The organism is Amycolatopsis deserti, assembly GCF_014653945.1.
GTDB classification, from domain to species: Bacteria; Actinomycetota; Actinomycetes; order Mycobacteriales; family Pseudonocardiaceae; genus Amycolatopsis_E; species Amycolatopsis_E deserti.
Genome location: NZ_BNAU01000001.1, coordinates 1176325 through 1190510, shown reverse-complemented (window position 1 = coordinate 1190510; position 14186 = coordinate 1176325). Strand labels below are relative to the sequence as shown.

General features: G+C 72.5%; 16 protein-coding genes. 8 read left to right on the top strand and 8 right to left on the bottom strand.

All coding sequences use genetic code 11. The annotated features are described in order from the left end of the window. Positions 1-13: 13 nt before the first annotated feature. Entirely contained in the window at positions 14-448 is a 435-nt protein-coding gene (locus IE290_RS05785) for a YybH family protein (protein ID WP_191243408.1), read from the bottom strand. A gap of 95 nt (positions 449-543) precedes the next feature. Here IE290_RS05785 and IE290_RS05780 point away from each other — a divergent pair, with 95 nt between their 5' ends. After that, a complete protein-coding gene (locus IE290_RS05780; RefSeq protein WP_191243407.1) occupies positions 544-915 on the top strand; it encodes a YciI family protein in 372 nt (123 codons plus the stop codon). Beyond that, positions 912-2123 carry an RNA polymerase sigma factor gene (locus tag IE290_RS05775; protein ID WP_191243406.1) on the top strand — a complete coding sequence of 404 codons (1212 nt, stop codon included), beginning with the start codon at positions 912-914 and terminating at the stop codon, positions 2121-2123. The genes IE290_RS05780 and IE290_RS05775 overlap by 4 nt, the downstream gene beginning before the upstream one ends. Positions 2124-2127: 4 nt before the next feature. Here IE290_RS05775 and IE290_RS05770 read toward each other — a convergent pair whose 3' ends face one another. The 4 genes from IE290_RS05770 to IE290_RS05755 form a co-directional block, all read right to left on the bottom strand. Further along, a complete protein-coding gene (locus tag IE290_RS05770; RefSeq protein ID WP_191243405.1) occupies positions 2128-2898 on the bottom strand; it encodes an MFS transporter in 771 nt (256 codons plus the stop codon). Between the two features lie 147 nt (positions 2899-3045). Further along, the gene (locus IE290_RS05765) at positions 3046-3975 is read right to left on the bottom strand and encodes a ParA family protein (RefSeq protein ID WP_191243404.1); all 930 of its coding nucleotides are present in this window, start codon (positions 3973-3975) and stop codon (positions 3046-3048) included. 77 nt (positions 3976-4052) lie between these two features. Continuing rightward, complete coding sequence (locus IE290_RS05760; protein WP_191243403.1) at positions 4053-4832, bottom strand: thioesterase family protein; 780 nt, start codon at positions 4830-4832, stop codon at positions 4053-4055. An 18-nt stretch (positions 4833-4850) separates the two neighbouring features. Beyond that, entirely contained in the window at positions 4851-5717 is an 867-nt protein-coding gene (locus IE290_RS05755) for a RecB family exonuclease (RefSeq protein WP_191243402.1), read from the bottom strand. A gap of 96 nt (positions 5718-5813) precedes the next feature. Here IE290_RS05755 and IE290_RS05750 point away from each other — a divergent pair, with 96 nt between their 5' ends. Both IE290_RS05750 and IE290_RS05745 read left to right on the top strand, forming a co-directional pair. Further along, the gene (locus IE290_RS05750; RefSeq protein ID WP_191243401.1) at positions 5814-6971 is read left to right on the top strand and encodes a site-2 protease family protein; all 1158 of its coding nucleotides are present in this window, start codon (positions 5814-5816) and stop codon (positions 6969-6971) included. A gap of 55 nt (positions 6972-7026) precedes the next feature. Next, the gene (locus IE290_RS05745; RefSeq protein ID WP_191243400.1) at positions 7027-7851 is read left to right on the top strand and encodes a tRNA (adenine-N1)-methyltransferase; all 825 of its coding nucleotides are present in this window, start codon (positions 7027-7029) and stop codon (positions 7849-7851) included. Between the two features lie 10 nt (positions 7852-7861). Here IE290_RS05745 and IE290_RS05740 read toward each other — a convergent pair whose 3' ends face one another. Next, entirely contained in the window at positions 7862-8647 is a 786-nt protein-coding gene (locus IE290_RS05740; RefSeq protein ID WP_191243399.1) for a hypothetical protein, read from the bottom strand. Between the two features lie 31 nt (positions 8648-8678). Further along, complete coding sequence (locus IE290_RS05735) at positions 8679-9437, bottom strand: hypothetical protein (RefSeq protein ID WP_191243398.1); 759 nt, start codon at positions 9435-9437, stop codon at positions 8679-8681. A gap of 476 nt (positions 9438-9913) precedes the next feature. Between IE290_RS05735 and arc the strand changes: the two genes are divergently transcribed. Continuing rightward, positions 9914-11719: a proteasome ATPase gene (arc, locus tag IE290_RS05730; RefSeq protein ID WP_191243397.1), complete on the top strand. Its 1806-nt coding sequence runs from the start codon at positions 9914-9916 to the stop codon at positions 11717-11719. A gap of 56 nt (positions 11720-11775) precedes the next feature. On the opposite strand, the gene IE290_RS05725 is transcribed toward arc, so the two are convergent. Continuing rightward, positions 11776-12078, bottom strand: a complete 303-nt coding sequence (locus IE290_RS05725) for a hypothetical protein (protein WP_191243396.1) — start codon at positions 12076-12078, stop codon at positions 11776-11778. Between the two features lie 81 nt (positions 12079-12159). Here IE290_RS05725 and IE290_RS05720 point away from each other — a divergent pair, with 81 nt between their 5' ends. From IE290_RS05720 to IE290_RS05710, 3 genes are all read left to right on the top strand, one after another. Next, positions 12160-12501: a hypothetical protein gene (locus IE290_RS05720; protein WP_191243395.1), complete on the top strand. Its 342-nt coding sequence runs from the start codon at positions 12160-12162 to the stop codon at positions 12499-12501. Positions 12502-12558: 57 nt separating this feature from the next. Further along, positions 12559-13518 carry an aldo/keto reductase gene (locus IE290_RS05715; RefSeq protein WP_191243974.1) on the top strand — a complete coding sequence of 320 codons (960 nt, stop codon included), beginning with the start codon at positions 12559-12561 and terminating at the stop codon, positions 13516-13518. Between the two features lie 66 nt (positions 13519-13584). After that, positions 13585-14184 (top strand): hypothetical protein, encoded by a 600-nt coding sequence (locus IE290_RS05710; RefSeq protein WP_191243394.1) that lies wholly within the window; start codon positions 13585-13587, stop codon positions 14182-14184. Positions 14185-14186 lie beyond the last annotated feature (2 nt).

Genomic DNA, 14186 nt, shown 5'->3' with positions numbered 1-14186 from the left:
GGCTGCGGGTGCTCTAGGGCTGCAGGTCCAGGGCCGCGGCGAAGGTGCCGTCCATGTGGAACGGTGTCGACTGGTGCTGGTGCGCGATCAGCCAGCGGCCGCCGTCGCGGCGGAGGCAGACCGTCGAGCGGAACCACAGCGTGAACGGCTCGTCGTGGCCGGCGGGGACCGCGGACATCCGGTTGAAGCTGTGCGCGTACGCCAGGTCCCCGCCCACGGCGACGCTCAGGTCGCGGACCTCGTAGTCGACCGTGCCGGTGAACCCGGCGAGCCAGGCGCGCACCGTGGCCGGGTCGCGCATTTCGGCCGGGCCGTGCGCCAGCGGCGGGGCGAGGGTGAACGCCACGATCTCCGGCGCGTACGGGGCGACGGCGCCGTCGGCGTCCCCGGCCCGCAGTGCGGCGGCCTGCTGCTCGATCACCTGGCGGATTTCGTTCGTGCTGGTCATCGTCGCTCCTCCGGTTAGGGTGTGGACTTCCACCCCGGACGTCGAAGCCGCCGCGCCGGTCTCGACATCCCGGGTGAGGAGATTCGGGAGGGCCGATGAAGTTCCTGGTGCTGATCTACCGCAACCCGGCCTCGCAGGAGGTCTGGGAGCGCATGGCCGACGACGAGAAACGGCAGGGCCTCAAGGCGTACGAGGCGCTCAACCGGGACCTGGCGGAGTCGGGGGAGATGGTGACCGCGGCGTCGCTGGCGCCACCGGAGACCGGCAAGCGGGTCCTGGTCCGCGACGGCCAGGTGATCGCCGGTGACGGGCCGTTCGCCGAGGTCAAGGAGCAGCTGGCGGGGTTCTACGTGCTGGACTGCGCCGATGTCGACCGGGCCGTGGAGTGGGCGGCGCGGATCCCGGAGGCGGGGCTGGGCCTGGTCGAGGTGCGCCCGACGCAGGACCTGAGCGTCTTCCTGCCGTGAACGAGCTGCTGCGCGAGCTGGCGCCGCAGGTGCTGGCCGCGCTGGTGCGCCGCTACGGCGACTTCGACCTCTGCGAGGACGCGGTGCAGGAGGCGCTGCTCGCGGCGGCGACGCAGTGGCCGGCGCAGGGGATGCCGGCGAACCCGAAGGGGTGGCTGATCACCACCGCGTCCCGGCGGCGGATCGAGCTGTGGCGCGCGGAGACGGCCCGCCGCCGTCGCGAGGAGCAGGTGGCGATGACGACGCCACCAGATCCGGTGCCCGTGTCCGCGGTGGACGACACGCTCACGCTGCTCATGCTGTGCTGCCACCCGTCGCTGACCCCGGCGTCGCAGGTGGCGCTCGCGCTGCGCGCGGTCGGCGGGCTCACCACCGCCGAAATCGCGCGCGCCTACCTGGTGCCGGAATCCACCATCGCGCAACGCATCAGCCGCGCCAAGCAACGCATCAAAGCCGGCGGCGCCCGGTTCCGGCCGCCGGCGCGGGAGGAGTACGGGCCACGGCTGGCGGCGGTGCTGAACGTGCTGTACCTGATCTTCACCGAGGGCCACACGGCGAGTTCGGGGGAGTCGCTGCAGCGCGTGGACCTGACGGCGGAGGCGATCCGCCTGGCGCGGCAGCTGCACGCCCGGCTGCCCGCCGAGGGCGAGGTGACCGGCCTGCTCGCGCTGATGCTCCTGACCGACGCGCGCCGCGCCGCCCGCACCGGGCCGGACGGCGCGCTGGTGCCGCTCGCCGAGCAGGACCGGTCGCGGTGGGACCGGGCGATGATCCGCGAGGGCATCGATCTCGTCACCCGCGCGCTGACCACCGCGCCGGTCGGGCCGTACCAGCTGCAGGCCGCCATCGCCGCGGTGCACGGGCAGGCCGAGCGGGCCGAGGACACCGACTGGCGGGAGATCGCCGGGTTGTACGAGCTGCTCGCGGCGGTGGCGCCCGGGCCGATGGTCACGCTGAACCGGGTGGTGGCGGTGGCCGAAGTGGACGGTCCGGAGGCCGGGTTGCGGGAGCTGGCCGCGGCGGCGGAGGACCCGGCGCTGGCCGGGCACCACCGGGTGGACGCGGTGCGCGCGCACCTGCTGGAGCGCGCGGGCGATCTCGCCTCGGCGGAGGAGGCGTACCGGCGCGCGGCGCGGCGCACGTTGAGCGTCCCGGAGCGGCGGTACCTGGAGGCGCGGGCTCGTGCCTGCGCCACCCGAACTGTATAACGACCTATACGGCGCGGCCTTTCAGAGCTTCGCCAGCATGGTGTCCACCACGTCCAGGAGAGCGGCGCGGTCGGGCTGCACCCTGGCGAGCACCCGGAGTCCGTAATAGCTGCTCAGCACGTGGTGGGTCAGGGCGGCGACGCTCTGGTCGCGGCCGCTCTCCCCAGATCGTCGCGGTGTTCACGGTGTTGACCGGCGCGCCGCTGTTGGACAGGCGCATGACGCGCGCGGCCATCGCCGGGTTGAGCGGCAGCCCGGTGAAACCCAGCAGGAACAGCAGCGGGACGACGCCCGGGCCGAAGCCAGCCACTTCGGTCAGCACGGGGGAGAGGTAGGCGAAGGTGGGGAACACCCCGCCGAGCAGCGGAAGAGCGACAGTTCCGCGCGGACGTCCGGCCCGTCCGGGGGAGCGCCACTGTGGACGGTGAACACGACCAGGACGAGGCACAGGGCGACCAGGACGTCCACGGCCCAGGAGGACGCGGGCGAGCACCATGACCCAGTAGGCGCCGGCGAGTGCGCCGAGGGTCTGTCCCACGAGGAACAGCACCAGCATCAGGATCATCGCCGGCCTGCGGGGCGCCTTCATGAGCGCGAGCGTCAGCACCGGGCCGCCGAAGACCATGCCCAGCGCGAAGACGGTGACCAGGTTGCCCGCCGCGGTGATCGAGACGCCGAGGCCGTCCGACAGCGACGGGAGCAGCCCGGCCACCATCACCTCCGTCGTGTTGAGGCAGAAGATCGCGAGACCGAGGACGAAGACCGCGAGGGGCATCGCCCGGTCGCGTTTCCGGAGTGCTGACGGCATGTGCGGGCCATTGCCGTAGATCGGGCCGGCCTCGCGGTGCGGGCGCGGTCAGGGCCGGCAGGTGCGGTGTCCGGAAAGGACCCGGCGCCGTGGTGAAAGCGCTGTCTGGAGGCGCTACTCGCGGGGCCGCTTGGGCATCAGGTCGTACAGCCGCTTCCGCACGCCGTTGTCGTTTTCGTTGCGGGCGTGCGCGACTTGGGTGATGAAGTCCTCGAACACGAAGTCGTCCTCGGCGGGGATCGGGGCCGAGGGCTGCTGCCGCGCCAGGTGCCCGTCCAGCACCGCCGCGATCTCCCGGAACGCCACCGCCTGCGTGGTTTCCGGGGCGAACGTGGTGACCGGCATGCCGTGCGCGGCGGCCTCGTTCATCACCACCCCGAGCGGCACGTGCGCCAGCAGCGGGTAGCCGAACTGCTTGAGCTCCTCCAGCGCCGCCACCGCGTACCCGGACATCGGCCGCCGGTACAGGCCGGGCACCACCCCGAAGTAGGGGATGGGCGGCCGGTTCAGCGCGGTCTGCACGTAGTACAGCTGGTCGTTGAGCAGGCGCAGCGCCCGGATGCTGGTGCGGTCCGGCTGCACCGGCACCAGGATGCCGTGCGTCGCCGCGAGGGCGTTGTTGGTGAGCACGTCCAGCGCAGGCGGGCAGTCGATGATGACGTGGTCGTAGTTGGCGAACTGCACGACCCGCGCCAGCTGCCAGCCCGGCACCCGGAACTGGTCGAGCCTGCGCACCAGGTCGAACATGCCCGGCGAGGTCGGGATGACGTCGAACGCGCCGCCCGGGCCGATGTTGCTGCGCCGGTGGGGCACGATCAGCTCCTCGACCGGCCCCTTCCACATCTTGGTCAGCGCCTTGGCCAGGCTCGGCGCCTGCGCGGGCACCTCGTCCAGGCCCAGCATCTCCGTGGTCGCGTGACCCTGCGGGTCGAGGTCGATGAGCAGCACCCGGCGGCCGCGTTCGGCCAGCGCCGCGGCCGCCCCGACGCTCAGCGCCGTCTTGCCGACGCCGCCCTTCTGGTTGACCACCGAGGTGATCTGCACTCGAGCGCTCCCAGGTCAGTCGGTCCTGGCCGCAGAGTAGTGGATCTCGTGCGGCGGGAGGGGGACGGTCACGCCCGTCAGCGTGTCCGCACCATCAGCGCCTGCGCGCCCTGACCCACCTGGCCCCGGACGTCGGACAGCGTGCTGGTGGCCGTGCCCACCCCGGTCGGGCCCACCAGCGTGCGGGCGTCCAGCGCCATCCACTCGCCCACCGGCGCGCGCCTCAGGTGCACGGTCAGCTCGCTGTTGATGAACCACCACTTCGCCGGGTCGAGGAAGTTCGACGCGCCGTTGCCGGTGTCGGCGACCGCGAACAGCCGCTGCAACGGCGTCGGCTTCTCCCCGGCGACCAGCTCGACCCGCTGCCTGCCCCACACCCACGCCGGGCCCGGCTCGGCGGGCGAGCCCGCGATGACCCGCCACTCCATCGCGCCCAGGTACCCGCCGCGGCCCCAGCTGTCCGGCCAGGTCGCCGGGCGGCAGTCCTCCGGCGACGGCGGCGCCGGCTCCTCGGTGGCCACCTCCGTCGTGTCGGCCTCGCTGATCCGCCACGCCGACGCGCGGGCCACCGCCCGGGTGCCGTCGTGCAGCTCGGCCCCGAGCAGCTCGACCGAGCGCCCCGGCCGCTCCACCCAGGACCGCAGCGACAGCTCGGTCAGCGGCGCCGGGCCGAGGATCTCCACGGTCACCCGCGCCAGCAGCCCCGGCCGGTCGGCGGCCAGGCCCTCCAGCGCGCGGGCGAGCAGCGCCGAGGGCGGCCCGAAGTGCTGCGCCTCCGGGGTCCACGGGCCGGCCGTGTGCTCGGTCGGCTGGTAGCGGTCGCCGCCCAGCGGCAGGTAGAAAGCGTTCTCCGTCATCTTCGGTCCGTTCAGTCCTCAGTCCGCGCGATCCAGGGCCGTTTCCACGCCCGGGTCCGGCTCCGGCCACCCCGGGTACTCCGGTGGCGTCCCACCGAACGAAGGGCACAGGGACTGGTGCGCGCACCAGTCGCACAGCCGGCTCGGGCTGGGCCGGAAGTCGCCGGTCTTGCCCGCCTTGAGGATCGCCCGCCAGATCGCCTCCAGCGTGCGCTCGAACCGGCGCAGCTCGGCCTCGTCCGGCGCGTAGGCCAGCGACTGCCCGTCGGTCAGGTACATCAGCTTGAGCTGGCGCGGCACGACGCCGCGCAGCCGCCACAGCACCACGGCGTAGAACTTCATCTGGAACATCGCCTTGGCCTCGCCGATCTCGCGGGGCGCGGCGCCGGTCTTGTAGTCCACCACGCGGATCTCGCCGGTGGGCGCGACGTCCAGCCGGTCGACGTACCCGCGCAGCCGGACGCCGGACTCCAGCTCCAGCTCGACGTGCAGCTCGCACGCCTCCGGGTCGAACCGGCGCGGGTCCTCCAGCTTGAAGTAGCTGTCCAGCAGCTTCGTGGCCGACTCCAGCCAGCCCCGCTCGTCCTCGCCGTCGAACAGCTCGGCCCACTCGGGGTTGTCGGCCGACAGCTCGCTCCAGGTGGGCTCGAGCAGCTCTCGGGCGCGATCCGGTTCGCGGTCGGTCTTGGGCAGCGCGAACAGCCGCTCCAGCACCGAGTGCACGAGCGTGCCGCGCAGCTGCGCCTTCGTCGGCACCTCCGGCAGCCGGTCGACCGCCCGGAAGCGGTAGAGCAGCGGGCACTGTTTGAAGTCGCTGGCCCGCGAAGGGGATAGCGCGGGGCGGCGCACGCCGAGCTGGGGTTCCGTGGTCGCCGTCTGAGCCATACCCCGCACCCTAAACGAGGGGTCCGACAAGATCGCGACGCCGCGCGCACCCGCGGGTCACGGCCGCCTGACACCTCACGCTCTACCCTGACGGGCATGGCCGCGACCGGCGAGCACCGAGGGAACCAGCCGAGGCGGGTGCTGACCACCGCCGACGGCGGCCTGCTGCTGTTCCGGGTCCAGGACGTGCCGGTGCTGCTCGCGCCGTCCTGGTGGATCGGCTCGCTCGTGGTGATCGTGCTCTACCAGCCGCTCGTGGACCGGCTCCTGCCCGGCGCCACCGCGGGCACGTCCTGGGCGCTGGCCGCGGCGTTCGCGGTGCTGCTCGGGCTGTCCGTGCTGGCCCACGAGCTGGGGCACTGCGTGGTGGCGCTGCGGATGGGGATCCCGGTGCGGCGGCTGCGGCTGTTCCTGCTCGGCGGACTGTCCGAAGTGGCCCGCACGCCGCGCGAACCCGGTCAGGAGGGGCTGATCGCGGCGGCCGGGCCGGTCGTGTCGGTCCTGCTCGCCGGGTTCTGCGGACTGCTGCTGTTCGCGGTCCCGCCGGAGGGCGCGGTGTGGCTGCTGGTCGCCGAGTGCTCGGTGGCCAACCTCGCGGTGGGTGTGTTCAACCTGCTGCCCGGGCTCCCGCTGGACGGCGGCCGGCTGCTTCGCGCCGGGGTGTGGGCGGTCACCGGACGCCGCGCCAGCGGCACCCGCGCGGCCGTCGTGGGTGGCGGGATCGTCGCGGCCGGGCTGCTGGTGTGGGCGATGCTCGGCATAGTCTCCGGCAGCGAGGACCGCTGGCTGCGGCTGGGCGTGTGCGTGGTCACCGCGTGGTTCGTCGCGGTGGGCGCCGGATCGGAGCTGAGCGCCGAGGCCAACCGCGGCTGGCCGGAGGGCCTCGCGGTGACCGAGCTGACCCGGCCGGTGCTGCAGCTGCCCGCGGAGAGCCCGGTGTCGGACGCGCTGGCGGCCGCGGCGGGCCGGGGAGTGGTGCTGGTGCGCGCGGACGGCGTCGCGGCCGGCCTGCTCGACGAGGCCGCCGCGGAGCGGCTCGCGGAAACCTCGCCGCAGGCCCCGGCGGAGCTGGCCGCCGAGCCGATCCGCGCCGAGACCGTGCTGCTCGCCTCGGAGCCGGGGGAGGAGATCGCCGAGCGGGTCCGGGAGACCGCCGCCTGGCAGTTCCTCGTGGTCGACGACGAGGGCCGCCCGGCCGGGGTGCTGCGCCGCGAGGACCTGCGCTCGGCCCTGTCGGCCCGCCGCGTCCGCTGACGAGCCGGTCTGGGAAGATCGAGCGCTGCGTTCGCGAGTTTCGAGGAGTTCCAAGGTGCAGGTGAGCGGGCCGTTCCGCCCGGGTGACAGGGTGCGTCTGACCGATCCGAAGGGGCGCAACTACACGCTGGTGCTCGCCGAGGGGGAGGAGTACCACACCCACCGCGGCGCGCTGCGGCACGACGACCTGATCGGCAAGCCGGAAGGTTCGGTGATCACCTCCGTCGGCGGCACCGCCTACCTGGCGCTGCGGCCGCGGCTGGCCGACTACGTGCTGTCCATGCCGCGCGGCGCGCAGGTGATCTACCCCAAGGACGCGGCGCAGATCGTGATGTGGGGCGACATCTTCCCGGGCGCGCGGGTGCTGGAGGCCGGCGCCGGGTCCGGCGCGCTGACCTGCTCGCTGCTGCGGGCGGTGGGCCCGGAGGGCAGCGTGCTGTCCTACGAGGTGCGCGAGGACCACGCCGAGCACGCGGTCAAGAACGTGGAGCGGTTCTTCCACGAGCGGCCGGCGAACTGGACGCTGAAGGTCGACGATCTGGCCAACCACACCGGCGAGGTCGACCGGGTGATCCTGGACATGCTGGCGCCGTGGGAGGTGCTGGAGACCGTGCACCGCAGCCTGGTGCCGGGCGGGGTGCTGGTCGTCTACGTGGCGACGGTGACCCAGCTGTCCCGGGTCACCGAGGCGCTGCGGGAGATGCAGGGCTGGACCGAGCCCGAGTCGTGGGAGAGCCTGGTGCGGCCCTGGCACGTGGTGGGCCTGGCGGTGCGCCCGGAACACCGGATGGTCGGGCACACCGCCTTCCTGCTCACCACGCGCCGGCTGGCCGACGGGGTGACCCCGCCGCGGCCGCAGCGCAGGCCGAGCCGCGGCTGAGGTCCGCCGGTCAGTTCGTGCGGTCGCCCAGGTAGCACCAGACGCCGCCCTCGTTGGCGAGGCCGAGCTCGAAGTCGTTGGTGCCGCCGGGGCCGACCGCGTGGACCGGCACGTAGGCGGTGTCGCCGACCACGTCGGGGCTGCCGGTGACGGTGACGGTGATGCCGGACGGGATGTCCGGCACCGACTGCGGCCTGCTCGCGCAGACCATCGACTGGATGGTCTCCTTGTCCCCGGTGCTGTACGCGGTGGCGATCGCCTGGGCGGTCTCCTCCGGCGTGGACTTCCCGCCCGGCGCGGCGGTGCCCTCCGGGGTGGACGTTGGCGTTTCCGAGCTGCTGGGCGCCTCCTTGCTCGAGGACGCCGGCGGCGCGGCGCTCGTGCTCGGGGCGGCCGCGTTGTCACCACCGTCGTCCTTGGTGAGGAACCAGATCAGGAACGCGGCACCGGCGACCACGATCACCGCGGCGATCGCGATGCCGACGATCAGGCCGGTCTTCTTCTTCGGCGGCTCACCGCCCGGCCCGCCCGGGTACTGCTGCCCCGCGTACGGGTCGGCGTAGGGGTCCTGGCCGAACTGCTGCGCCGCGCCGGGGAACCCGGGCGGCGGGGTCTGCGGGTAGCCCGGCTGCCCCTGCGGGTGAGGAGGCTGCTGCGGCCCGCCCTGCGGATATCCGGGCTGCTGCTGGGGGTAGCCGCCGCCCGGCTGCTGCCCGTAGGGGCCCGGCCGGCCCGGCTGCTGGCCGTAGGGGCCTTGCTGCCCGTAGGGCCCGGGCTGTTGCGGCGGGTAGGTCATGATCGGGTTACCCCTTCGTGGATCGGTTGGCTCAGGACTCGTCGACGCACCAGTTCGAACCCTGCCGTTTCAGCGGCATCTTCGCATCCTGCCGGTCACCGTTGTAACGGAGATTGACCGGCACTTTCGCGGTGTCGCCGGTGACCTCGGCCGGGCCGGAGATGCTGGCCTGGAGCTCGCTGGCGGAGTCCCACTGGGCCTGCAGCGAGGAGATCTCGCTGTCGGTGGCGCCGTTGCAGGTCAGCGCGGCGTAGCGGCTGGCGCTGCGGGCGTTCATGGCGTCCACGACCTGCTGGGCCACGCTGTCCGGGCCGCCCGCGGCGCCACCACCGGCGCCGGTGGGCGCGGACGAGGACGAGCGCCGTGACGACGGTGCGGTCGCGGTGGAGGAGTTCGCGCGCGCCGTGGGGCTCGCGCTGGAGGAGGTGCCGGCCGCGGCGGCGGTGGTGCCGGTGTTCTGCTCGTCGTCGCTGCCGAGGGTGAAGACCAGGGTGACGGCCACCGCGATCACCACGACCGCGGCCGCCGCGATGCCGACGATCAGGCCGGTCTTCTTCTTCGGCGGTTCACCGCCCGGCCCGGCGAACCCGCCGGGTGCGGCGAACTGCTGCGTCGCGCCCGGGAACCCCGGCGGCGGCGTCCGCGGCGCGCCCTGCGGGTAGCCGGGCGGCGGCCCGCCCTGGGGCTGTCCGGACTGCGGCCCGTACGGCCCGGGCTGCCCGTAGGGGCCGTGCGGGCCCTGCTGCCCGGAGGGACCCGGCTGCCCCGGGCCGTGCGGCGGGTAGGTCATGGACGGACGTCTCCTCGTTCACGTCGGGTGTCTGCCTGCCTTCGACGCGCCGAAGCGGCATCCGGTTTCCCCCGGGACGGATCCGGGGCTGTAACGCGAGCGATCGTAGCGCCGATATCGGACAACTCGATCTTGGCCATCCCGTGCGCGGACCGCGATCCGGTGCGGCGACGCGAAAATCACCCGGGTTTGAAGGAGGAGGAGAAGGGGAAGACGCCCGGTGAATGTCCTGTAAAGCCTTGGTTGGGTGGTCGTGACATGAGTGAATCGCTCACCGCCCGGATGGCCGCTGGTGGCGGCCGGGTGGCTACTGTCCGTAGTTTTCCGAGCGGTTCGCCGACCGCCGAGCGGGACGCCCGTGTAACGGTTCCGTCCGGCTTCGTGATGCGACGCGCCGATCCTGTGATGCGGATAGGGCTTTTCATGTCGGTGATCGCCGGTACCGTGGGTTAAAAGCACTCCGAGGAGGTGCCGACATGCAACACGACCTTCCCGGAGGTCGGCACGAGGACGCCGACCCTTCAGAGATCAGTGGAGCTACGACGCCGGACGAGCAGGCGCGGCAGGTCCGCTTCCTGGAAGAGGAAGTAGCCCTGCTGCGGCGCAAACTAACCGAATCCCCCCGTCAGAACCGCGTGCTGGAACAGCGCCTCGCCGAGGCGTCGGAACGAGTCGCCCAGCTCACGGAGCGGAACAACAAGCTCGTGGAGACCCTCCGCGAGGCGCGGGGACAGCTCCTCGCGCTGCGCGAGGAGGTCGACCGGCTCGCCCAGCCCCCCAGCGGGTACGGCGTGTTCGTCACCGCGTACGAGGACAACACCGTCGACGTGTTCACCGCGGGCCGCAAGATGCGGGTGTCGGTGTCCCCGGCGGTGGAGGTGGACTCCCTCCAGCGCGGTCAGGCCCTTCGGCTGAACGAGGCCCTGACCGTCGTCGAGGCGGGCGACTTCGAGCTCACCGGCGAGGTCTGCTCGCTGCGTGAGGTCCTGACGCCGGCCACGGAGGGCGGCAGCGCCCGCGCGCTCGTCGTCGGTCACGCCGACGAGGAGCGGGTGGTCTGGCTCTCCGACCCGCTGGCCGCGCAGACGCTCAAGCCGGGCGACTCGCTGCTGGTGGATTCGAAGGCGGGCTACGCCTACGAGCGGGTGCCCAAGGCCGAGGTCGAGGACCTCGTGCTGGAGGAGGTCCCGGACGTCCGCTACGAGGACATCGGTGGCCTGGGCAGGCAGATCGAGCAGATCCGCGACGCCGTGGAGCTGCCGTTCCTGCACGCCGACCTCTACCGGGAGTACGAGCTGCGGCCGCCCAAGGGCGTCCTGCTCTACGGCCCGCCCGGTTGCGGTAAGACGCTGATCGCGAAGGCGGTCGCCAACTCGCTGGCCAAGAAGGTGGCCGAGGCCCGCGGCGACGGCGATTCGAAGGACGCCAAGTCGTACTTCCTCAACATCAAGGGCCCGGAGCTGCTCAACAAGTTCGTCGGGGAGACCGAGCGGAGCATCCGCCTGATCTTCCAGCGGGCTCGCGAGAAGGCCTCCGACGGCACGCCCGTGATCGTGTTCTTCGACGAGATGGAGTCGATCTTCCGCACCCGCGGCAGTGGTGTCTCCTCGGACGTGGAGACCACGATCGTGCCGCAGCTGCTGGCCGAGATCGACGGTGTCGAGGGGCTGGAGAACGTCATCGTCATCGGCGCCTCCAACCGCGAGGACATGATCGACCCGGCGATCCTGCGGCCGGGACGGCTGGACGTGAAGATCAAGATCGAGCGGCCGGACGCCGAGGGTGCGAAGGACATCTTCTCCAAGTACCTGACGCCGGGGCTGCCGATCCACGCCGACGACCTCGCCGAGTTCGGCGGGGACGCGCAGGCCACGATCGACGCGATGATCCAGAACACCGTCGAGCGCATGTACGAGGAGACCGACGAGAACCGGTTCCTCGAGGTCACCTACGCCAACGGGGACAAGGAGGTCCTGTACTTCCGCGACTTCAACTCGGGCGCGATGATCCAGAACATCGTGGACCGGGCGAAGAAGGCGGCGATCAAGTCGGTGCTGGAGACCAAGCAGCCCGGTCTGCGGGTGCAGCACCTGCTCGACGCGATCGTCGACGAGTTCGCGGAGAACGAGGACCTGCCCAACACCACCAACCCGGACGACTGGGCCCGGATCTCGGGCAAGAAGGGCGAGCGGATCGTCTACATCCGCACGCTCGTCACCGGCAAGAACCAGGAGTCCGGCCGCGTCATCGACACGGCCACGAACACCGGCCAGTACCTGTAACCGCAGGCAGGCCAGGGGAGGCCGCCGATCCATCCGGGTCGGCGGCCTCCGCCGTGTCAGCGGCTTCCGCTGTATCCGCGGTTTCGGGGCCGCGCCGCGCGGCGCCCCGCCCAGGCCGCGAGCAGCAGCCCGCCGAGCACGACCAGCCCGCAGACGATGATCGCCACGACGTTGGGCCCCTCGCACGACACCGAATCGGCCGTGCAGCTGCGGAACGGCCCGCCCTGCCCGCTGGAGTCGTACCGCCCCGCCGCGAACATCAGCATCAGGAGGGCGCCGCCGTGCACCGGAGACAGGGCCAGCGTCACCGCCAGCGCGGCCACCACGCCACGGACCCCGCGGACGATCTTGTCGGACACGTGGTGAAGACGTTTCCCGGCCGTTCCGGTTGCCCGGCGTGTCGCGATCCGGCGGCCGTATAACGACCTATACTGCCCGCCATGACCGAGCCCGCGGCCGAGATCCGCGCCCCGATCACCGAAGCCGACGTCCTGGCCTGGCTCGAGGAGACCGCGCAGGCGGTCCGCGCGCACGCCGTCCCGCCCGGGGAGCTGATCCGGCTGCTGGGGGAGTTGCGGCGCGCGTCGGCGGCCTGTGCCGACGCCTCGGACTGGGTGCTGCTGGCGGCCCGGGAGGAGGGGGCGAGCCTGCGGCAGATCGCGCCGGTCTTCGGCAAGGGTTACGTGCGGGCGCCGGCGGCGCGGCTGGAGAAGCTGCACCGGCAGGCGCTGAACTCCGAGCAGTGGCTGGACATCCTCCGTCAACGAGCATCCGGCGTATAACGCCCTATACAGCGCCGCTTTCGGCGACGCGACTCGCCAGTGGCCGGCACCCCGCTCATGCTGGAAAACCCGCACGGAAAGGACAGTCCCCTGCGCATCGGACTCGGCCTGGCGGCCCTCGGGCGGCCCGCCTACATCAACCTGGGCAGAAGCAGCGAGCTCCCGGTCCGGCGGGACGTGCGGGCGATGCGGGAGGCCACCTTCGCGGTGCTCGACGCGGCGTACGCGGCCGGTGTCCGCTGGGTCGACGTCGCGCGCTCCTACGGCCGCGCCGAGGAGTTCCTCGCCGGCTGGCTGGACGAGCGCGGCCACCGCGATCTCACGGTCTCCAGCAAGTGGGGGTACACCTACGTCGGCGGCTGGCGCATGGACGCCACGATGCACGAGGTGAAAGAGCACTCGGCCGGTGTGTTCTCCCGCCAGTGGACCGAAAGCCGCTCCCTGCTGGGCAACGCCATCAACCTCTACCAGGTGCACTCGCTCACCGTGGACAGTCCGCTGTTCACCGACGAGGCTCTGCAGCGGGCGCTGGCGGCGCTCAGCGACGACGGCGTGCGCGTCGGGTTCTCCACCTCCGGGCCGAAACAGGCCGAGGTGATCCGGCGGGCGTTCGAGCTGGAAGTGGCCGGGCGGCCGGTGTTCTCCGCGGTGCAGTCCACCTGGAACCTGCTCGAACCGTCCGCGGGACCGGCGCTCGCCGAGGCGCACGCAGCCGGGAACCTGGTGCTGGTCAAGGAAACCCTCGCCAACGGCAGGCTGGTGGTGAACCCGCCGCCCGCGATCACCCGTCTGGCGCAACGCTCCGGAGTCGGCGCGGACGCCATCGCCGTCGCGGCGGTGCTGGCCCAGCCGTGGGCGGACACCGTCCTCGTCGGTCCCGCCAGCCCGCAGCAGCTGACCGCGAACCTGGCCGCGACCGGCGTCGAGCTGCCACCGGGCGAACTCGCCGGACTGCGGGCGCTGGCCGAGCCGCCGGAACGGTACTGGGATCGGCGATCCTCGCTGCAGTGGCAGTGAAGGCTTGCACTAATCTCAGCGCCCACAACGCAGACTGAAGGGAACGTCACCGTGCGTCATGGAGGGATGGTGGTCCTGGCCGCGGTCGTGCTGACCGGGCTGACCGGGTGCGCGGATCGCCCGAACGACCTGGAGACCTACTACGACAAGCCGGCGGGCGCGGCGACGCCGTCCGCGACGACGCCGGCGACCTCGTCCAGCGTCTCGGTCGAGCAGGCGGCGGCGAACCCGGTGAACCACATCGCCGAGGACGTGGCGGCGGCGGTGCTCACCAAGAGCGACCTGGCGAGCGAGGGCGTGCGGGAGGCCGCCGCCCGCGCCGCCAACGGATCCTGCTTCGACGCCGTGCCCGCGGGGGACCCGCGTGGCTCGACCTGGCTCTACACCAGTGGTTCCTCGCTGACGCAGCAGGTCACCGGCTACCTGGACCGCACGGCGGCCGAGGTGCTGGCGCAGGTCGCCTGCGACGGCCAGCAGCTGACGATCGCCCGTCCGGCCGGCGCCGAGGCCGCGCGCGCCTGGTGCGACGGCACGACCTGCACGGTGCTGCTGGCCGGCGGGCACGTGCTGTCCGGGCTCCAGGTCACGGCGAGCACGCAGACCCGGGCGGCGGACGCGGTGAAGGGCCTGGCCGCGCTGGCCGCGGAGAAGCTGCCGTCCAGCTGAGT